The organism is Kocuria palustris (assembly GCF_016907795.1).
Taxonomy (GTDB): Bacteria; Actinomycetota; Actinomycetes; order Actinomycetales; family Micrococcaceae; genus Kocuria; species Kocuria palustris.
Genome location: NZ_JAFBCR010000001.1, coordinates 1,733,575 through 1,752,853, shown reverse-complemented (window position 1 = coordinate 1,752,853; position 19,279 = coordinate 1,733,575). Strand labels below are relative to the sequence as shown.

Here is a 19,279-nt window from a genome sequence, read left to right as displayed (position 1 = left end):
GCCCCCCTCCGCCGAGTGGATACCCAGTTGCGCTGTTCGCCCCAATAGCGCAACTGAGCATCCACTCGGCGGGGAGGTCAGGGGGAGAAGAAGAAGCGCACCAGGTGGAAGAAGACCGGGGCGGCGAAGACCAGCGAGTCGAAGCGATCCATGATCCCGCCATGGCCCGGGATCACCGCGCCGAAGTCCTTCACGCCGCGATCCCGCTTGATCGACGACATCACCAGACCTCCCGCGAAGCCCATCACGCAGCTGACCAGTGCCAGCAGCGCCGCCTGCCACGGCGCGAACGGGGTCGCCCACCACAGCGCAGCTCCCAGCGCCGTGGCCGAGAGGACTCCACCGATCAGCCCCTCCCACGTCTTGTTCGGGCTCACCGACGGCGCCACCGGGTGCTTGCCCAGCGTCTTGCCCCAGACGTACTGCAGGACGTCGGAGCCCTGGACCACGATCACCAGGAACAGCATCAGCGCCGCCCCCTGCCAGCCGCCCGAGCCCGGTACCGAGCCTTCGGCAACCGTCTTCCCCTCCGCGAGCGCCACCGGCAGCTGCAGCAGCGCCGGGACGTAGGAGACCGCGTACACGCAGACCATCAGGGCCCACTGCAGCGAGGCGGCGCGGGACAGGAAGTGCTCCGTGCGCCCCTGCAGCGCCGCGACCGCGGGCAGGAACAGGAACGCGTAGACCGGGATGAAGATCGCCGCCATCCCATACCAGTGCTCCCACAGGAACCAGTAGTGCAGCGGGGTGATGATGCCCAGCCAGATCAGCGCCGTGCGGTCATGGCGTCGATCCGGCAGCAGGGCGGCGAACTCGCGCAGCGCCAGCAGGGACAGCACCGCGAACAGCAGCAGCGTCACGGTCTCCCCGAGCAGCAGCGCAGCCCCCAGGACGCCGATCATGTACCACCAGGCCCAGGTCCGCTGCCGCAGCTCCGTGCTGAAGCCCTCCTTGGACGCCGGCAGCCGGGCGGAGATCGCCAGAACGGCGATCGAGGCCAGGACCAGGACGACGACGGCGCCCAGCAGCAGCCACGCAGCCGCCCCGCCGATCATGCCGACCCGCTCGGGCAGCCAGCCCGCACTGAGCATCCCCGCAGGCATCATGGCGATCCCCATGCCGCTCAGCACTCCTGTCCACCGGGCGCGGCGCCGGGCACGCCCTCGGCCCCGGCGGCCCTGGTCCGCAGATCACTGCCGATCAGCTGCAGCCGGATCACGACGGTGGCCAGCGAGCCGAGTGCGATCACACCCAGCACGACGCCCAGCACCGAGCCCCGCGGAAGGCCCATTGGGACGAGCAGCGCCGGCTCCAGCAGCGAGAGCAGGCAGCCGAGCATCAGCAGCCACATGCGCCGCGGCTTGGCCATGGGCCCGTCGAAGTGATTCGACAGCCCCTGCGCGGCTCCGAGCGAGCGGACGTAGGCGGTCAGCACCGCCAGCGAGGCGGCGACCCAGCCGATCGTGATCCCTCCGTGGATCGAAGCGGCCGCATAGCCGGCCCCCGCCAGGAAGAGCAGATCGGCGAGCCGATCAGGGACCTCGTTGTAGAGATCGCCGACCGGGGACTGCTTGCCGCCCTCGACGGCGACCATGCCGTCGAGCATGTTGAGCAGCAGACGCAGCGGGGCCATGAGCGCGGCGATGATCAGCAGCGCCGCCCGCACCCCGTCGTCGTGGAGGTACACCGCCCACCCCGAGCCCACGAGGGCCGCGCACCCGATCGCGGCCACGACGACGGAGGACGAGGAGATCATGTTCGGCGTGATCCCCGTGCGCCCGACGGCCGCTGCCGCCGCCCGCGCCCAGGACGTGCTGCGCTGCGGGATCTCGCGGCGCATGGTCCGCTCCCCGGTGGCGGCTGCCCCGTCGGACTCGGTATGGGCACTCGGGTCATCGCGCGGTTCCTGCGAGGACATGCTCACTGCGCCTCCTGGGCCAGGATTCCGCGGGCCCGCCGCGGAGTGTTTGCCATCATGAATATATGGCTGATCATGCAATCTGACCACCCATGACGCTGGAAGTCCAGCCTTTCCTCCCCGACGCGTGCTGCAGCTGGCAGGATGCGGACATGAGCGAGCAGCGTCGCGGGATCGGATGGGTCCTGTTCCAGCACGGGGTCGCGTTCACCTGGGGCTTCGCGGAGGCCACCGTGTTCTTCGTGGTCCCCGACGCCTGGACCTCCGCCGTGGGGCTGCGCCGCCCGGCACGAGCTCAGGCGCTGACCCTCACCGCAACGATGGGAGCCGCCCTCGGCGGGGCAGTGGTCCACCGCTGGGCCGCAGGAACCGACCCCGGGCGATCGGCCGCCCTGGCGGCACGTATCCCGGCGATCAGCCCCGCGATGGTCGCCAAGGTGGACTCGCAGATGCGCGATCGCGGATTCCGCGCCATGATGATCGGCCCGTTCACCGGCACCCCGTACAAGCTCTACGCCCGCTCAGCCGGGGCGCAGACGATGCCGCTGAGCGGCCTCGCGGCCTGGACCGCCCCCGCTCGGCTGGCTCGCTTCATGCCGGTCACCGGAGCGATCTCGGGCATCGCCGTACTCGCGCGGCGCAGCGGGCTCAGCGCTCCCGGTTGCGGTCTGCCGCGCCTGCTGGGCGTCTCCCCGCGCTCGGTCGAGCTGGCGATCTTCCTCCTGGGCTGGACCGCGTTCTACACGTGGTTCTTCCGCTCGGTGGGCCGCGAATCCTCTGCTTCCTCCCCCCAGCGGCTCGACGGCGGGGCCGCCTGATGCTGCCTCAGTCACGCCTCACCGGCCTGACGGTCCGCCCGCTCGAAGCCGACGAGGCCCCGGCCATCCTGCGGGAGGCCGCCCTGGGCAATTTCAACTGGCAGGGTCCGCGCTTCGAGCCCGCAGAGATCGATCGTCGCCCCGAGTTTGCGCACTACACGCGCCTGGTGCTCGAGCGCGGGGACTTCGGCGTGGTCGCCATGCCGATCGCGACCCTGCCGACCTACGAATGGGCAGGTGCCGCATGGGCGCTGCACCTGCCGGAACAGGACCCGGGGTACGGCTTCGTGGCGGAGGGCATCCCGGAGGTCTCGCTGCATGTGCTGCCGCAATGGCGCAACCGGCGCGTGGGCCGGATGCTGCTGCACGAGCTGCACGAGGAGGCCCGTCGACGCGGGCTGATCGCGCTGTCGCTGAGCGTGGAGTCGGGCAACCCCGCGCGTCAGCTCTACGAGTCCATGGGCTACCGCGAGGCCCCGACGGCCGCCGAGGGCACCATGCTGCTCGAGCTCTGAGCCCCGGGTGCGTGGTTAAGCCGGTCCGCCCCACCTCCCCCCGCCGAGTGGATACCCAGTTGCGCTATCGGGGCGAACAGCGCAATTGAGCATCCACTCGGCGCGAGGTCAGGGGGCCAGCGTGGCGTAGACGACATAGTTGTCGTCCCACAGCCCGGTCTCGGGGTCGTAGCCGTCGCAGGTGATCAGGCGCAGCTGGGAGTCGTCGGTGTTGCCGTAGACCTTGTCCGTGGCGAAGTCGTCCTTGGGGTAGGCCTCGCCGTAGTCGACCGCGAAGGTGGCCGTGGAGCCGTCCTCGCGCTCGATCTGGATCTCATCGCCGGGCTGCAGATCGCGCAGGCCCGCGAACACGCCGTCGCTGCCGTCTTCCTCGTTGACGTGGCCCAGCAGGATCGACGGCCCGAGCTCACCGGGAGTCGGCGACTTGTCGTACCAGGAGGCCGGGGAGTCAGGACCCGTGGGCGGGACCTCGAGCGAGCCGTTGTCCCGCAGCCCCAGGTGCAGCAGCTCGGAGTCGGTGCCGATCGCCGGGATCCGCACGGCCGTGGGGGAGGATTCGGGCATGACGGCGGGGTCCCGGCCCGACGACGACGCTGATGTTGCCGCGGAGGGCGTCCTCGAGGCGGCGGAGGCCGTCGAGGCAGAAGGCTCCGGAGACCGATCGTCCTGAACCTCGCCACCCGAACAGCCGCTCAGGACCACGACGAGACCGAGTGCCGCGGCCAGACAAGCGGACGGGGCGTTCCTCATGGTCGTGATCCTCTCTGCGATCAAGATCCCTGCCGACAGGCTCGGCGGGGGCGGCCCGGTGGCCGCGATGCCTCACGGCATCGCGGCCACCGGAAGCGGACCGAGGCGTTGAACCCGGTCCGAGATCAGCGCCAGTCAGGCCTTGACGGCGCGGCGGACCAGCAGACCGGAGCCTGCCACGGCGCCCAGCGCGAGCACTGAGAGTCCGACGATGCCAGCAGGGTTCGAGTCGGCCTTGACCGGCACACCGGTCTCGGCGGCGCCCGCCGGGATCTCGGTGACCTGGGAGGCCTCTGCGGTGGTGCTGGTGGACTGATCGGCTGCGGTGCTGCTATCGACCGGAGTGGGGAAGGCCGCGGCGTCGCCGCCGTCGAGCTCGCAGCCGATGCCATCCAGGTCACTGTCCAGGTGGGTCCCGTAGCCGGGGGTGCCCGCCGGGATGTTGGAGACGCCGTTGGCGAAGGCCTCCGAGCAGTTGTCCCAGGTCCACGGCTCCACCGCGGCCGGATCGGCTGCGGCGGGGGCCTGCGGGCTGGTCACGCTCGGGGTCTGGGGCGTGCTGGTCGCCGGAGTCTGCTGCGCAGGGCGGTATTCCGGGTTGTCACACCCGTAGCCATCACCGTCTCCGTCGAGGCCCGGGGTGAACCTGGGGTCCGCGCTGGAGATGCGCCACTCCCCGGCCGCGTAGACCTCAGCGCAGTTGTCGAAAGTGCCAGGGGCGGCGACGGCCGGGGCGATGCTCAGACCCGACAGGCCGGTGAGGGCGACGACGGTGGCGCCGGCGCCGGCTGCGAACTTCTTCATGGGGGGCTCCTCTGGAGTGAGATGAATGATCATGCCGTCGCGAACGCGAACAACATGCCGAGTCATCTGACCACTGACCAGCAGTGCATTTCCAATGCCCCGTCATGGTTTCGTTCTGTGACGCAGCCCACCCGCAGGAAGGAGGAGCTCGGTGCTGAGCGGCGATCCCCGGACACCGAGCCCCCCCCGACCTGCCAACGCGTCAGTGCTGGCGCGCGCGGCGCAGCAGGAGCCCGCCGCCGACCAGCGCGGCAATCGCCCCACCGGCCAGCAGACCGGTGCGGCTCGGCGACTCGGAGACGCCGGTGTCGGCACCGCCGACCGGGACCTCCTCGACCTGCGCGCCCGCGGCCGGAGCCTCGGCCGTGGGGGCCTCGGCAGCGGCAGGGGCGGCCTGCTCGGACGCCGCGACCTCGCCGGGCGCATAGACGTCGTCCGGCTCGCAGATGATGCCGTCGCCATCCGGATCCACCAGCGGGAGAAGGTCCGGAGAGAAGGTGGCCCGGTCGATGGTGATGGGCTCCGGCCCGCACACGAGTCCGACCGGGGGAAGCGCGGAGCTGTCGCCGGGCGCATAGACGTCGTCCGGCTCGCAGGTGATGCCGTCGCCATCCGGATCCACCAGCGGGAGAAGGTCCGGAGAGAAGGTGTCCCGGTCGACGGTGATGGGCTCCGGCCCGCACACGTATCCGTGCGGGGGGAGCGTGGCCTCGGCAGGCGCGGCCACAGGGGCCGGGTCAGACGGCGCAGGTGCGGGCGCGACGGCGAATGCAGCGGTCATGGTCCAAGCGGAGAGGCCGATGGTGGCGGCCAGAGCAGTGGTGGCGGTGGTCTTCTTCATGGCAGAGCTCCCGGTGTCTGGGTGGTGAACGGAAGTTCTGAGGCCCTGTCGCGGGTGCGGCGGCCCCAGTAGCTGAAGCAAACCACAGTGCGGCCGCACATTCGATCACGTTTGCAAAACGATCGCTGTGTGACGCTCACGATTCGATTACAGACGCAAACGCATGGAACCACCCCGCATCGCGGACGAAGAACGGGCGGCCCCGTGCGCTGCGCAGCGCACGGGACCGTCCGTCCTCACCCCTGTCGAGTGGTGAGTCAGTTGCGCTGTTCGCATGGTCAGCGCAACTGAGTATCCACTCGGCAATGGGGAAGAGGGTCAGACCAGCACGACCTGCGCGATCAGGTTGTCGAGCGCGCGGACGTCGATCCCGCCGCGCAGGTTGAGCTTGAAGATCCCGGCGCGGGTGTTCAGCGTCAGCTCCGAGTCCATGTCGAAGGAGCTGGCGTTCTCCGAGGCCCACGAGACGATCTGCGAGTACGGCAGCGACATGACTTGGACCTTGTTGCCCGTCATCCCCTGGACATCGCGCAGGATCAGCCGCTTGTTGGTGAACACGGAGCCGTCGCGGAACGTGGCGAAGGCGCAGACGGGCTGCTCTCCCTGGATCAGCAGCGGGAAGATGTCCTGGGGGATCTGGATCTCCCGCATGAACGTGAACTCGGGCACCGAACATCTCCTCGCGCATCTGGGCCGGCCCCGGCAGTGGGACTCTAGGCGCCGTCATCGTCTCATGCAGGGGTGCCCTGTGCTCCAGATGTTGCGGACCGATCCTCGCCTCAGCCGCGCCAGCGCCGCAGTGCCCGCCCGAGCCGCTCGACGCCCTCGTCGATGACCTCCGGCGGGTTGGTCACGTACGACAGGCGCATGGTCGTGCGGTCCGGGTCGTGGGCGAAGAACGACGCCCCGGGCACGAACGCGACGCCCTCCTGCACGGCCATGGGCAGCAGCGCGGTGGTGTCGATCCCGTTGCCGAGCGTGGCCCACAGGAACATCCCGCCCTCCGGCCGGGTGATCGTGGCGCCCTCCGGGAGGATCGACGGCAGCGCAGCGGCCATCGCATCGCGACGGCCCCGGTAGAGCGCGGCGACCTCGGCCACATGCGCGTCGACGTCGTAGTGCTCGAGGTAGCGGGCTACCGCCAGCTGGTCCACGACCGAGGAGTGCAGCCCCATGGCCTCCTTGGCGATCGACAGCGTGTTCATGATGGGGCCCTCGCCGCGGATCCAGCCCACGCGGATGCCCGGGGACATGATCTTGGACATCGAGTTCAGCAGCAGCGTCTGCCGCGCCATCCCGGGCAGCGCGGCGATCTGCGGGGCCGTCTCGCCCTCGAAGCGCAGCTCGCCGTACGGGTCGTCCTCGACCAGCGGGGCGCCGGTGCGCAGCAAGACCTCCGCGATCTCGCGGCGGCGCTGCGCGGGCATGGACACGCCCGACGGGTTCTGGAACGTGGGGATCAGGTAGACGAAGCGCGGGTCGTGCTCGCGGATCAGCTCCTCTAGCGCCTCCGGCTGGGCGCCGTCGTCGTCGGAGGGGATCCCGATCAGCCGCGCGCCGGAGGAGGCGAAGGCCTGGACCGCGGCCAGGTAGGTGGGCCGCTCGACGAGCACGACGTCCCCGGGGCGCAGCATCGCGTGGCCCACCAGGTAGATGGCCTCCTGCGAGCCCGTGGTGATCTGGATCTGATCGGCACTCGTGGGCAGCGTGCGCGAGACGCGGCGGGCCGCCTGCTCGCGCAGCTCCGGCTCCCCCGGGGTCGACGAGTACTGCAGGGCCTTGGCACCGCGATGCGCGAAGACCCAGTCGAAGCACTCCCGGACGTCGTCGATCTCGAAGGACTCGGCCGCCGGCGCGCCGCCGGCGAAGGAGATGACGCCGGGCACGGAGAGCACGTCGAGCAGATCGCGCACGGCGGTCGAGGTCATGCCGTCGTAGACGGGCGAGACGGGGAATCCGGCGAAGGGGGAGGACTGATCGGTCATGGCTCCGATCATCCCACTGCGCAGGCCGCCTCCGCGCCCGGACCCCTCACAGATCGACGCCGCGGCGGATCACCCGCTCGACGACGCCGTCCTGGTCCAGCACCACGAGATCGGCCCGGACCCCGGCCTGGATACGGCCCAGGTCGGGCCGTCCCAGCAGGTCCGCGGGCGTCTGAGAGGCCGCCCGGACGGCGTCGGCGACCTCGATCCCCACCTCCTGGATCGCGTAGCGCACAGCGCGGTCCAGGCTCAGCGTGGAGCCGGCGATCGCCCCGGTGGAGCGGATGCGGGCCACCGAGTCCACGACGTCGACTTCGAGCGGCCCCAGGCGGTAGGCACCGTCCGGAGCGGCGGCAGCGGCCATGGCATCGGTGATCAGCAGCCAGGGACCGGCACTGGCCTCGATCGCCATGCGCAGCACCGCGGGCTGGATGTGGACGCCGTCGGCGATCAGCTCGACGCTGACGCGGGGATCGGTGAGCAGGCGCGGGATGGGCCCTGGCGTGCGGTGATGGATCGAGGGCATGGCATTGAACAGGTGGGTCGCCACGCTCGCTCCGGCCTCGAGAGCCCGCCCGACGACCTCCTCATCGGCGTCGGTGTGCCCGATCGCGGCGATCACGCCCCGATCGGCGAGCAGCCGGACCGCGTCCAGGGCGCCCCTGCGCTCGGGGGCGAGGGTCACCATGCGGATCGTGCCCTCCCCCGCGGCCAGCAGGCGCTCGAGGTCCTCTCGGCGCGGGTCCCGCAGCAGCTCCGGGGTGTGGGCCCCGCAGCGGGACTCGGCCAGCCACGGCCCTTCCAGGTGGATCCCCGCGAGTTCCCCCGCCCGCGCCAACGGCACGAGCGCGCGGATCTGCTGCTCGAGACTGTCGATCGTGTCGGTGACCAGGGAGGCCATCGACGTCGTGGTGCCCGCCGCTCGATGCGCGGCAAGGGCGGCTGCCGCGCCGTCCGTCCCGTCGGCGAAGGCCCCGCCCCCGCCTCCGTGGACGTGCAGATCCACGAATCCGGGGGTCAGCAGGCGGTCGCCGAGCTCCTCGACGACCGCGCCGGAGTCGAGCCGGGGCGCGGCGTCCTCGGCGACGGAGGCGATCCGGTCCCCGCGCAGGACGATCCAGGCCTCGCGGGCGGGACCACTGGGCAGGACGACGGTCGTGGAGTGGAAGATGCGCTCGGTCATGCCGTTGAGTCTGACCTTTCCAGGAGGGAGACCGCGGCCCGATCCACGAGAACGGTCACGTGCGGATGACGCTGCAGCGCGGTGACCGGCCAGCGCTCGCAGACCGGGCCCTCGACCGCCTGGCGGATCGCCTCCGCCTTCGAGTCCCCGAAGGCCAGCAGGAGCAGCTCGCCCGCCTCCAGGATCGTGGCGATGCCCTGCGTCAGGCAGCGCGCGGGAACCTGCTCGACGTCGCCGCCGAAGAAGCGGGCGTTGTCCTGCCGCGTGCGCGGGGCCAGCTCCATGGGCCGGGTGCGCGAATCCAGCGGCGAACCCGGCTCGTTGAAGCCGATGTGCCCGTCCGAGCCCACGCCCAGCAGCTGCAGATCGATCCCGCCGGCGTCGCGGATGGACCGCTCATAGGCACAGCACTCGGCTTCGACGTCTGAGGCCGCGCCGTCCAGGCCGCGCACCGCGGCACTCGGCAGATCGGTGCACTCGACCACCTCCCGTTCGATCTCCGCCCGGTAGGACCGGGGGTCGTCGCTCAACAGACCGAGATACTCGTCGAGCAGGAAGGCCCGGGTGCGCGCCAGGCTGAGGCTGTCGTCGTCGACCCTGCGGGCCAGCTCGTCGTAGACCGGGCGCGGGCTGGAGCCCGTGGCCAGCCCCAGGACCGGACGCTGAGCCCCCGCCACGACGGCCGCCACAGCATCCCCCGCGAGCCGACCCGCGTGCTCGGGCGAATCGACGACGACGACCCGCAGCACTCAGACCTTCCCCTGCATCTCGGCGTCCACGGACTCGTCCTCGCGCCCCGGAGTGCGCAGGTTCCACCTGCGGATCACGAAGCGGAAGAGGAAGTAGTAGACCACCGCGTAGCCGATTCCGATCAGCGCCAGCAGCAGCGGCTTCTGCGCCAGGCCGAAGTTGAGCAGGTAGTCGATCGCCCCGGCGGAGAAGCTGAAGCCCATGTGGATGTCCAGGGCGTTGACCAGCGCCATCGACGTGCCCGTGAGCACCGCGTGGATCAGGTAGAGCGGCCAGGCCACGAACATGAAGGCGAACTCGAGCGGCTCGGTGATGCCGGTGACGAATGCCGTCAGCGCCATGGACAGCATGATGCCCCCGGTGGCCTTCTTCTTCTCCGGCTTGGCCTCGTGGTAGATCGCCAGCGCAGCAGCGGGCAGCGCGAACATCATGATCGGGAAGAAGCCGGTGGTGAAGATGCCTGCCGAGGGATCGCCGGCGAAGAAGCGGTAGATGTCTCCGTGAGCGCCGTCATAGTCGCCCAGCTGGAACCACAGCGGGGTGTTCAGCACATGGTGCAGGCCCATGGGGATCAGCAGCCGGTTGACGACGCCGTAGATGCCGCCGCCGGCGACGGCGTTCTGCGCCACAGCATCACTGAGCCACGTCAGTCCCGCAGCGAAGAACGGATAGACGAACGCCATGACCACACCCAGGACGACGCACACGGCGGCCACCGCGATCGGCACGAAGCGCCGCCCGCCGAAGAACCCGAGCCAGTCCGGCAGCTTGATGCGGTGGTAGCGCTCCCACAGCTTGGCCGCGATGACGCCCACCGCAATGCCCCCGAGCACGCCGTAATTGATCACCGGCGGCTCCGCACCCTCCTCCGGGGCGCCCAGCACGATCGGGGCCATGGCGTCGAACACGCCGAGCAGCACCAGGTAGCCGACCAGGCCTGCCATCGCGGCAGAGCCGTCGCCCTTCTTGGCGAAGCCGAAGGCCAGTCCGACCGCGAAGAGGTAGCCGAGGTTCTCGAACAGGGCATTGCCCGCCCCGCCCAGGACCGCGGCCACCGCGAGCAGCAGCTCGCTGTTCTCGAACCGGCCGATCATGTCGTCCTGGCCCAGGCGCAGCAGGATGCCCGCCGCCGGCAGCGCGGCAATAGGGAGCATGAGGCTGCGCCCGAAGCGCTGCAGCTGCTGCATGGCCCGCGAGGGCTTCTTCTCGGGCTGGCTCGCGCCTGCCCCGTCGCCGGCCGCGGCCGCCGGATTCGCCGTGGACATGGGGTTCCTCGCTCCGTATCGTTCTGCCCTACTGGTTATGACCAGTGATGGGTGACACTGTGCGCGACCTCATGCGAACCTGTCAATGACCTGGGAGCGTCCGCTCCCCCGCGATCCCGATGCCCGACAGCCGGGCCCCGACGCCCGCCGGACGGGCAGAGACCAGGAGGACACCATGTCGAAGGCCGAGGACATCCTGCGAGCGCTCGGCGGCGCCCAGAACGTCGAGGACATCGAGGGCTGCATCACGCGCCTGCGCACCGAGGTCGCGGACTCCTCCGTGATCGACGAGCCCGCGCTGAAGGCGGCCGGCGCCCACGGCGTCATGGTCTCCGGCGGCATCGTCCAGGTCGTGGTGGGCCCCGAGGCCGAGAACCTGGCCGAGGACATCCAGGACCTGCTGTGAGCCTCCAGATCCGCGTCCCGTTCACGGGGCGGATCATGAGGCTCGACGAAGTCCCGGATCCGGTCTTCGCCCAGGGCATGGTGGGCGCCGGCCTGGCGCTCATGCCCGCCGACGACGCCGCGACCGTCGAGGTGGTGGCCCCCGTGGCCGGCACGGTGCTCAAGGCCATGCCGCACGCGATCGCACTGATCGCCGAGGATGGCACCGGGATCCTGGTCCACGTCGGTCTGGACACCGTGGGCCTGAAGGGCCGGGGGTTCGAGGTGCTGGTCGAGAAGAAGCAGGCGGTCCAGCCCGGCGATCCGATGCTGCGCGTGGACGCCGCCGTGGTGCGCGAGGCCGGACTGAGCCTGTGCACTCCGGTCGTGGCCATGGACACTGCGCCCGAGCGCCTCGAGCTGGAAGCGGCTGCCGGCGCGCACGTCGAGGCTCTGGGTCCTCTGTTCGCACTGCAGCCCGCGCCGTGATGCCGTGACCGCTCCGGACACGCAGTCGCTGCCGCAACGGCAGGCATCGCCGCCTTCGTCGCAGGACCAGGCCCCGACGGCCAAGCACGAGCGCCTGCGTGCGGAGCTGGCGCGCCTGATCACACAGGAGCTCTCCCCCGGCGATCAGCTGCCCGGGGAGCGGCGACTCGAGCAGGAGCACGGAGTCTCGCGCATCACCGTGCGGCACGCGATCGCCGAGCTCGTGCGCGACGGGCTGCTGGTGCGCGAGCACGGACGCGGCACCTTCGTGGCCCCGTCCCCTGCCCGCTCTCGGCTGCATCTGGCCTCCTTCCACGAGGACATGCGCACCGCAGGGCTCGCGCCCTCGACCGTGCCGGTCCTGCTCAGCCAAGAGGACGCTCCGCCGACCGCCGCCGCGCACCTCGGTGCCGCGCGGGCCCTGAGGATCCGGCGTCTGCGCCTGGGCAACGGCACCCCCGTCAGCGTCGACGACTGCTGGGTGCCCGAGGGTGTGCTGCCGATGGAGACGGACTGGTCCGCCTCGCTCTACGGCATGCTCGCCGAGACCGGAGTCGGGATCACCCGTGCAGAGCAGACGGTGCAGGCCGCCGGCGCGTCCCCGGAGGACGCCCAGCTGCTGGACATCGCCCCCGGGGCGCCCGTTCTGGTGTTCCACCGCCGCTCCTTCAGCCTGGGCGCGGACGGCGAGATCCCCATCGAGTACTCGATCTCCGTCTACCGCGGCGACCGCTACCAGCTGTCCATGGAGGTCACGGGTTGAGCATGCGCGTGCGGCCCCGACCTCATCCCGTCGTCGGCCGGTCGCCGCGCAGCGCGACGTAGGCCTGTTGGACGAGCGGATTGCGCACCGCCTCCTGGCGGCCGACCGCCCAGTAGGAAAGCCGCCACGAGAACTCGTCAGGCAGCACCCGCATGAGCCGCGGCTCATCGGCCACGGCGAAGTCCGGCAGCAGGCCGATGCCGGAGCCTGTCAGCGTGGCCGCCAAGTGCGAGTGGACGCTCGTGGAGGCGATTCCGCGAGGCATGGGCGGCAACCGTTCCGTGGCCCTGTCCAGGTCGTCGATCGCGAGCATGGACTCGACGTAGTAGTTCAGACGGTGCTCACCCAGATCCACCAGTGACCGTGGGGTGCCCGAGCGCTGGAGGTAGGAGCGCGTGGCGTAGAGGTTCAGCGAGTAGTCCCGCAGCCACGAGGCTTCGGCGCGGTGCACGTGAGGCCGGCCCACCACCACTTCCAGGTCCAGGCCCGTGCGGTACTGCCGAGCCCGCTGCGTCGCGCTCACCAGCTCCACGCTGACGTCGGGATGGTCATTCTGCAGCTGCGCCAGTGCGGGGGTGGCCAGCCACGAGGCAAAGGCCTCCGGAGCACTCACGCGAACCATTCCTGTGAGGCGACCAGACGACGAATCCGCGGCCAGCTCCGCGAGCGCTTCCTCGATCCGCTCCGCGGCCCCCAGTGCCTGCCGCCCCTGCTCCGTGACTTCCCAGCCCCCTTGAGTGCGCACCAGCAAGCGCCCGCCCAGAGAGGTCTCAAGGGCCGCGATCCGACGGGAGATGGTCGAATGGTTCACCCCGATCGACTCGGCTGCGGCGGTCAACCGCCCCAGTCGCGCCACAGCCAGGAAGGCCACGATCCCGTCCAGATGCTGAGCCGCGCCATCCCACTTCATGACGACAGTGTGCATATACGCACACACCAAGTGCAATTCTGCCTGGCAGAACCTCATTGTCCGCACAGAAGTGGATCTTTAACGTGATCTGGGACACATCACGGCGAAGGAGTGGATCACGATGAGCATCTACGCATGGATCGGCCTCGGGAACATGGGCGGTCCCATGTCCAGCAATCTCGTCAAGGCAGGGCACACCGTGCGCGGCTTCGACCTGGACCAGAAGGTCCTGGCACGCGCCGAGGCCGAAGGGGTGCAGCCCGTCGGCAGCATCGCCGAGGCCGTCGATGGCGTCGACGCTGTCTTCACGATGCTCCCCAAAGGCGCGCACGTCCGCGAGGCCTATGACGGCGACGACGGAATCTGGGCTCACGCCAGCACCGACACCCTCCTGATCGACAGCTCGACCGTCGACATCGAGACCTCGCGCTTCACCCACGACGAGTCCGAGAAGCGCGGCTTCGCATTCGTGGACGCCCCGGTCTCAGGCGGCATCTCGGGCGCGGCCGCCGGCACCCTCGGCTTCATGCTCGGCGGCTCCCCCGAGAACGTCGAGCGGGCCACCGGGCACATCGAGCCCATGAGTGGCAAGACCATTGCCGCGGGTGGGCCCACCAATGGCACTGCGGCCAAGATCTGCAACAACATGATGCTGTTCATCAACGTCATCGCCGCAGCCGAGGGCTCCCAGTTGGCCGAACGCATGGGATTGGATCCGAAGGTCTTCTGGGACATCGTCTCGGCTTCCTCCGGATGCTCATGGGCACAGCAGACCTGGTATCCGGTGCCCGGTGTGGTGGACTCCGCAGCCGCGAACAACGACTACGCCGCGACCTTCCGCGCCGACCTGGCCCTGAAGGACATCACCCTGGCCCTGGACGCCGGCGAGCTCACGGAACTGAATCTGCCAGGCGCGAAGCTGGCCCAGAGCCAGTTCCAGCAGCTCATGGACGAGGGCCTGGGCGATATGGACTGCACCCTGATCACCAAGTTCGTCTCCCCAGACGGCTCTGCCCCGGGCTACTCCGGCTGACCCTGAACGACAACCACATCCGAGTCACCGCAGAGAGGCAGACACATGACTGAGACACAGACGCTCCCCGTGATCGGGCACTTCCTCGACGGCCGCGTGCTGGAGGACTCCGCTCGCCGCAGTCCCGTCTTCGATCCGGCCACAGGAGTGCATCAGAAGGACGTCGCGCTCGCCGATCCTGCCCTGGTGGATCAGGCCGTGCGCAGCGCAGCAGAAGCCCAGCGCGCATGGCGCCGGGTGGGCCTGGGCAAGCGCAGCCAGGTCATCTTCAAGGCCCGTCAGATCCTGCTGGCGCGCCAGGGGGAGTTGGCCGCAGCCATCACCTCCGAGCACGGCAAAGTGCTCTCGGACGCCGCCGGTGAGATCTCCCGCGGTCTCGAGAACGTCGACTTCTGCACCGGACTGATGCATCACCTGAAGGGCGAATACGCGGAGCAGGTGTCCACCGGGATCGATGTCCACCAGGTCCGCCAGCCTGTAGGGGTCGTCGCCTGCATCACCCCTTTCAACTTTCCCGCGATGATCCCGCTGTGGATGGCCACTACAGCCCTGGCCGCCGGCAACGCGGTGGTCCTCAAGCCCTCGGAGCGTGACCCCTCGGTCTCGCTGCTGATCGCCCAGGCCTTCAAGGACGCCGGTCTGCCCGACGGCCTGCTCAACGTCGTGCAGGGGGACCGCGTGGCCGTCGATGAGCTGATCACCCATCCGCAGATCGAAGCGATCTCATTCGTCGGCTCGACCCCGATCGCCCAGTCGATCTATGTGAAGGCCGCCGAGCAGGGCAAGCGCGTCCAGGCCCTGGGCGGGGCCAAGAACCACATGGTCGTCATGCCCGACGCCCACCTCGATTCCGCCGCTGATGCCGCGGTCTCGGCCGCCTACGGATCCGCTGGCGAGCGCTGCATGGCTGTGTCTGTGGTGGTCGCAGTCGGCAGCATCGCCGATGACCTGGTGCAGAAGATCCGCGAACGCGCCGAGAAGCTCACGATCGGCCCAGGCACAGACTCCTCTTCGGAGATGGGCCCGCTGGTCTCCGCCGAGGCCCTTGAGCGAGTGACGGGCTATGTGGCACGTGCCGCCGACGAGGGCGCGGAAGTCGTCCTCGACGGCCGCGACCAGCAGTTCGAAGGCGGCGGATACTTCACCGGCGTCTCGCTGCTGGACCACGTGCGCCCGGGCATGAAGGTCTATGACGACGAGATCTTCGGCCCGGTGCTGTGCGTCGTGCGGGTCGAGAACTACGACGAGGCCGTCGAATTGATCAATTCCAGCCGCTTCGCTAACGGCACTGCCTTGTTCACCCGCGACGGCAAGACCGCCCGCGAGTTCGAATTCGACATCGAGGTCGGAATGGTCGGGGTCAACGTCCCGATCCCGGTGCCGGTGGGCGCGTTCAGCTTCGGCGGGTGGAAGGGCTCGCTGTTCGGCGACACCCACATGTACGGCCCGGAGGGCTTCAACTTCTACACGCGACGCAAGGTCGTCTCGACCAGGTGGCCGGAGCCCAGCGAGTCGCAGATCGACCTGGGATTCCCCACGAACTGACCGCGCGCGTCGGCGCGAGCCGCCGCCAGCGCCCCGAGCATGCACCTCATGCCCGGGGGCCCGGCGGCGGCTCGTCGTCCCGCCGCCGTAGCGAGCCTGAAGAAGCAGGAGAACACCATGGTCCTCGGGATTATCGGGATCCTCGTATCCCTAGCGCTGCTCATCACGCTGGCCTACCGGGGCGTGACGGTCGTGATCGCCGCGCCCACCGCCGCGATCGTGGCCATGCTGTTCTCGCAGGCCCCGCTGCTGGCCTCATACACCGAGATCTTCATGCCAGCGCTCGGCGGCTTCATCACCAGCTACTTCCCCATGTTCCTCACGGGGGCCATCTTCGGCAAGCTGATGACGATGTCGGGCTACGCCACCGACATCGCGCAGACCATGACCCGCCGTCTGGGCTCACGTCAGGCCATGCTGACGACCGTGCTCACCACGGGTCTGCTGACCTACGGCGGCATCAGCGTGTTCGTCGTGGTGTTCGTGATGTTCCCACTGGCCCGCGAGCTGTTCCGCGAGGCCGACATCCCCCGACGACTGCTGCCCGCCACGATCGCCCACGGCATGCTCACCTTCACCATGACGGCGCTGCCCGGCTCGCCCCAGGTGCAGAACATCATCCCTGCGCAGGCTTTCCAGACCACGTCGTTCGCTGCACCACTGATCGGCGTCATCGGCGGTACCGCGATCTTCGCGCTCGGCATGGTCTGGCTCGAGTACCGCAAGCGCCGCCTCATGGGCGCAGGGGAGAGCTTCGCGGATCTCACCGCTCTGGAGCGGCGCAGCGGGGCCGACGCAGACGTCAGCACACAGGCCCAGTCGGTCGTGATGTCCGGCAGCCCGTCGCGCGGCTCAGAGTCCCTGACGCCGCCGAACCACGTCGTCCCCTTCATCCCCGTGCTGCTGGTCTTCGCCGTGAACTTCGGCTGCACGATCCTGCTGTTCCCCGCCCTGGACTGGGGCTACCTGCAGGAGGAGCGCTTCGGCGGCGTCACCGTCGACGAGCGCGCCGGGGTCTGGGCCGTGCTCATCGCTCTGTTCCTGGCGGCTGTGAGCATCCTGGTGCTCAGTCTCAAGGACGCCAAGTGGCTGGTGGGTGGGGTCGCCGACGGCGCCCGCAACGCCCTGCTGCCCATCTTCAACACAGCCTCCGAAGTGGGCTACGGCGCCGTGATCGCTTCCCTGGGTGCGTTCGCGCTGGTGCGGGACGGCATCTTCGGGATCTCAGACAGCGCCCTGGTCTCCTCCGCAGTCTCCACCTCGGTGATCGCCGGCGTGACTGGGTCGGCATCTGGCGGCATGACGATCGCGCTGAACGCGTTCGGCGAAGACCTGGCGCAGCAGGCGGCCGAGCAGGGCATCAGCCTTGAGATCATGCACCGCATCACCGCCATGGCCTCTGGCGGGCTCGACTCCATGCCGCACAATGGCGCAGTGATCACCCTGCTGATGGTCTGCGGGATGACGCACCGCGAGTCCTACAAGGATGTCGGTGTGATCACCCTGGTCATTCCGGTGCTGGTCACCGCCGCCCTGATCGCCGCGTACCTCACGTTCGCCTGAATCCGGACTGCCGGCGGAGCTGACTAGGCTCTTGGCCATGGAAACGGAAGGCCAGGACACCGATCCGCAGGCCCAGACGAGGCCTGCGCCCCTGACCAGCAACGTCAAGGACGTCGCTCTCGTCTTCGAGGGCGGAGGCATGCGCGGCAGCTACACGGCCGGAGTGGTCACCACGCTGCTCAGCGCGGGCATCCACATCGACTACGTCTGCGGGATCTCCGCCGGGGCCAGCCACACCGCGCATTACCTGTCCCGGGACATGTGGCGGGCGCGCCGGTCCTTCGTGGAGTTCTCGCAGGAGCCGGACTTCGGGAACCTCTCCACCTTCGCCCGCGGCCACGGGCTGCTGAACTCCCAGTTCATCTACGAGGATGCGGCCGGACCGGGCGGTCCTCTGCCCTTCGACTACCAGACCTACCTGGCCAACCCCGCGTCCTTCCGGATCGGGACGTTCAACGCCTCGAAGGGCACCATGCACTACGTCGGACGGGAGGCGATCCGCAGCGAGCTGGATCTGATGCGCCTGGCGCGGGCGTCGTCGTCCATGCCGCTGGTGATGCCGCCGGTCGAGCGCGACGGCGACCTCTACTACGACGGCGCGATCGGCCCCTCCGGCGGCATCCCGCTGGATGCCGCGCAGGTCGACGGCTACACCAAGTTCCTGATCGTGCTGAGCCAGGAGCGCGGCTTCACCAAGGCGGCCGAGCGCTTCAGCGCCGTGATTCGCCGTCGGTTCCGTGACCTGCCGGCCGTCGTGGAGGCGCTCGAGGCCCGCGCGGAGAACTACAACCGCATGCGCGAGCAGGTCTTCGACCTCGAGGCCTCGGGCGATGCCATGGTCTTCGTCCCGGACCACATGCCGGTCTCCAACGGCGAGCGCCGCCTGCCCAGGCTGCAGGCCGCCTACGCCGCCGGCTACCTGCAGGCGCAGCGCGAGCTGCCGTCCTGGCGGGATTTCCTGGGCGTGTGAGACCCGGGGCCCCGGAGGATCAGGCGCGCAGCATGCCCGCGATGTCCATGACGACCATCCGCCGACCGGGCCCCACACGCAGCAGGCCCTCGTCCGACAGCGCCCGCAGCCTCCGGGAGATGGTTTCGGGAGTGGTGCCCAGCAGCTGGGCGAGGTCCCGCTTGCTGATCGGGAGGTCGAACGGCACGCCCTCGACCCCGTCGGCGGCACCGGCCAGGTACTCGCCCAGACGGTGACCCACCGTGGTGCCCACGAGCTCGCTGAGCCGCGCCTCGGTGTCCTCGAGCCGGGCGGTCACTGCATCGAGCAGGCTCAGCGCGAGCTGCGGGGTCTCCTCGAGCCACTGCTGGACGTCCAGGCGCGAGAGCGTGCAGACCTGGGAGACCGTCATGGCCGTGGCCTCCCGCGGGGCGGGCCGTCCGGTGAGCACCGAGTGCTCGCCCATGAACTCCCCCGGCCCCAGGATCCGCAGCAGCCGCTGGGTCCCGTCCTCGGCCAGCAGGCACTGCTTGACCTGCCCGGAGTGGACGATCTGCAGCGCGGGCATGCCGCCCTGCTGCTGGACCACCTCGCCCTTGGGTACCAGGCGGGTCGTGGCGCGGGCGGCGATCCGACGCCGATCCTCCTCAGGCAGCCCCCGGAAGATGGGCACCCGGCTGACGCAGGCCAGACGGTGATCGGGATCCATCCGCACGCGCCCGGAGGCATCGACCCGGGCCTGATCACCCTGGCAGCAGCGGCAGCTCGCGGACATCTCATCCTCTTTCGACTCAGGACGGCGGGACTCCCATTC

General features: G+C 69.7%; 21 protein-coding genes. 9 read left to right on the top strand and 12 right to left on the bottom strand.

The features are described 5' to 3' along the window. Positions 1 to 77: 77 nt before the first annotated feature. Entirely contained in the window at positions 78 to 1,118 is a 1,041-nt protein-coding gene (locus JOE55_RS07820) for a phosphatidate cytidylyltransferase (RefSeq protein WP_204782548.1), read from the bottom strand. 5 nt (positions 1,119 to 1,123) lie between these two features. Further along, complete coding sequence (locus JOE55_RS07815; protein ID WP_239546519.1) at positions 1,124 to 1,918, bottom strand: CDP-alcohol phosphatidyltransferase family protein; 795 nt, start codon at positions 1,916 to 1,918, stop codon at positions 1,124 to 1,126. Between the two features lie 152 nt (positions 1,919 to 2,070). Between JOE55_RS07815 and JOE55_RS07810 the strand changes: the two genes are divergently transcribed. Both JOE55_RS07810 and JOE55_RS07805 read left to right on the top strand, forming a co-directional pair. Next, on the top strand, positions 2,071 to 2,736 hold the full coding sequence (locus JOE55_RS07810) for a nitrogenase component 1 family protein (RefSeq protein ID WP_204782546.1): 666 nt from the start codon (positions 2,071 to 2,073) through the stop codon (positions 2,734 to 2,736). Continuing rightward, the gene (locus JOE55_RS07805; protein ID WP_204782545.1) at positions 2,736 to 3,251 is read left to right on the top strand and encodes a GNAT family N-acetyltransferase; all 516 of its coding nucleotides are present in this window, start codon (positions 2,736 to 2,738) and stop codon (positions 3,249 to 3,251) included. The genes JOE55_RS07810 and JOE55_RS07805 overlap by 1 nt, the downstream gene beginning before the upstream one ends. Positions 3,252 to 3,359: 108 nt before the next feature. Here JOE55_RS07805 and JOE55_RS07800 read toward each other — a convergent pair whose 3' ends face one another. The 8 genes from JOE55_RS07800 to JOE55_RS07765 all read right to left on the bottom strand — a co-directional run bounded on the left by JOE55_RS07800 (position 3,360) and on the right by JOE55_RS07765 (position 10,829). Further along, on the bottom strand, positions 3,360 to 3,815 hold the full coding sequence (locus JOE55_RS07800) for a class F sortase (protein ID WP_239546517.1): 456 nt from the start codon (positions 3,813 to 3,815) through the stop codon (positions 3,360 to 3,362). 321 nt (positions 3,816 to 4,136) lie between these two features. Then, positions 4,137 to 4,805 (bottom strand): excalibur calcium-binding domain-containing protein, encoded by a 669-nt coding sequence (locus JOE55_RS07795; protein ID WP_204782543.1) that lies wholly within the window; start codon positions 4,803 to 4,805, stop codon positions 4,137 to 4,139. A gap of 202 nt (positions 4,806 to 5,007) precedes the next feature. Continuing rightward, complete coding sequence (locus tag JOE55_RS07790; protein WP_204782542.1) at positions 5,008 to 5,646, bottom strand: hypothetical protein; 639 nt, start codon at positions 5,644 to 5,646, stop codon at positions 5,008 to 5,010. Between the two features lie 318 nt (positions 5,647 to 5,964). Further along, positions 5,965 to 6,315: a PH domain-containing protein gene (locus JOE55_RS07785; RefSeq protein WP_231861284.1), complete on the bottom strand. Its 351-nt coding sequence runs from the start codon at positions 6,313 to 6,315 to the stop codon at positions 5,965 to 5,967. A gap of 110 nt (positions 6,316 to 6,425) precedes the next feature. After that, entirely contained in the window at positions 6,426 to 7,631 is a 1,206-nt protein-coding gene (locus JOE55_RS07780; protein ID WP_204782541.1) for an aminotransferase-like domain-containing protein, read from the bottom strand. A gap of 46 nt (positions 7,632 to 7,677) precedes the next feature. Further along, entirely contained in the window at positions 7,678 to 8,814 is a 1,137-nt protein-coding gene (gene nagA, locus JOE55_RS07775; protein WP_204782540.1) for an N-acetylglucosamine-6-phosphate deacetylase, read from the bottom strand. Next, positions 8,811 to 9,560 carry a glucosamine-6-phosphate deaminase gene (locus tag JOE55_RS07770; protein WP_239547319.1) on the bottom strand — a complete coding sequence of 250 codons (750 nt, stop codon included), beginning with the start codon at positions 9,558 to 9,560 and terminating at the stop codon, positions 8,811 to 8,813. Before JOE55_RS07770 ends, nagA begins: the two co-directional genes overlap by 4 nt. A gap of 3 nt (positions 9,561 to 9,563) precedes the next feature. Beyond that, positions 9,564 to 10,829: a PTS transporter subunit EIIC gene (locus tag JOE55_RS07765; protein ID WP_204782538.1), complete on the bottom strand. Its 1,266-nt coding sequence runs from the start codon at positions 10,827 to 10,829 to the stop codon at positions 9,564 to 9,566. A gap of 175 nt (positions 10,830 to 11,004) precedes the next feature. Between JOE55_RS07765 and JOE55_RS07760 the strand changes: the two genes are divergently transcribed. From JOE55_RS07760 to JOE55_RS07750, 3 genes are read left to right on the top strand one after another with little or no spacing between them, the layout of a single operon-like run. Further along, the gene (locus JOE55_RS07760) at positions 11,005 to 11,235 is read left to right on the top strand and encodes a PTS sugar transporter subunit IIB (RefSeq protein WP_006215397.1); all 231 of its coding nucleotides are present in this window, start codon (positions 11,005 to 11,007) and stop codon (positions 11,233 to 11,235) included. Next, a complete protein-coding gene (locus JOE55_RS07755) occupies positions 11,232 to 11,702 on the top strand; it encodes a glucose PTS transporter subunit IIA (protein ID WP_204782537.1) in 471 nt (156 codons plus the stop codon). Before JOE55_RS07760 ends, JOE55_RS07755 begins: the two co-directional genes overlap by 4 nt. Before the next feature lie 4 nt (positions 11,703 to 11,706). After that, positions 11,707 to 12,465 (top strand): GntR family transcriptional regulator, encoded by a 759-nt coding sequence (locus JOE55_RS07750; protein ID WP_268144974.1) that lies wholly within the window; start codon positions 11,707 to 11,709, stop codon positions 12,463 to 12,465. A 22-nt stretch (positions 12,466 to 12,487) separates the two neighbouring features. Here JOE55_RS07750 and JOE55_RS07745 read toward each other — a convergent pair whose 3' ends face one another. After that, positions 12,488 to 13,375 carry a LysR family transcriptional regulator gene (locus JOE55_RS07745; protein WP_239546515.1) on the bottom strand — a complete coding sequence of 296 codons (888 nt, stop codon included), beginning with the start codon at positions 13,373 to 13,375 and terminating at the stop codon, positions 12,488 to 12,490. 121 nt (positions 13,376 to 13,496) lie between these two features. On the opposite strand from JOE55_RS07745, the gene mmsB reads away from it, so the two are divergent. The 4 genes from mmsB to JOE55_RS07725 are packed head-to-tail and all read left to right on the top strand — an operon-like array spanning position 13,497 to position 18,486. After that, a complete protein-coding gene (gene mmsB / locus JOE55_RS07740) occupies positions 13,497 to 14,408 on the top strand; it encodes a 3-hydroxyisobutyrate dehydrogenase (protein WP_204782536.1) in 912 nt (303 codons plus the stop codon). Positions 14,409 to 14,453: 45 nt separating this feature from the next. After that, a complete protein-coding gene (locus tag JOE55_RS07735) occupies positions 14,454 to 15,953 on the top strand; it encodes a CoA-acylating methylmalonate-semialdehyde dehydrogenase (RefSeq protein ID WP_204782535.1) in 1,500 nt (499 codons plus the stop codon). Between the two features lie 48 nt (positions 15,954 to 16,001). Further along, positions 16,002 to 17,516: a GntP family permease gene (locus tag JOE55_RS07730; RefSeq protein WP_239546513.1), complete on the top strand. Its 1,515-nt coding sequence runs from the start codon at positions 16,002 to 16,004 to the stop codon at positions 17,514 to 17,516. A gap of 37 nt (positions 17,517 to 17,553) precedes the next feature. After that, positions 17,554 to 18,486, top strand: a complete 933-nt coding sequence (locus JOE55_RS07725; RefSeq protein WP_204782534.1) for a patatin-like phospholipase family protein — start codon at positions 17,554 to 17,556, stop codon at positions 18,484 to 18,486. Positions 18,487 to 18,505: 19 nt separating this feature from the next. Here JOE55_RS07725 and JOE55_RS07720 read toward each other — a convergent pair whose 3' ends face one another. Further along, positions 18,506 to 19,240, bottom strand: coding sequence for a Crp/Fnr family transcriptional regulator (locus tag JOE55_RS07720; RefSeq protein ID WP_024289424.1), 735 nt, complete (start codon positions 19,238 to 19,240; stop codon positions 18,506 to 18,508). Between the last annotated feature and the right edge of the window lie 39 nt (positions 19,241 to 19,279).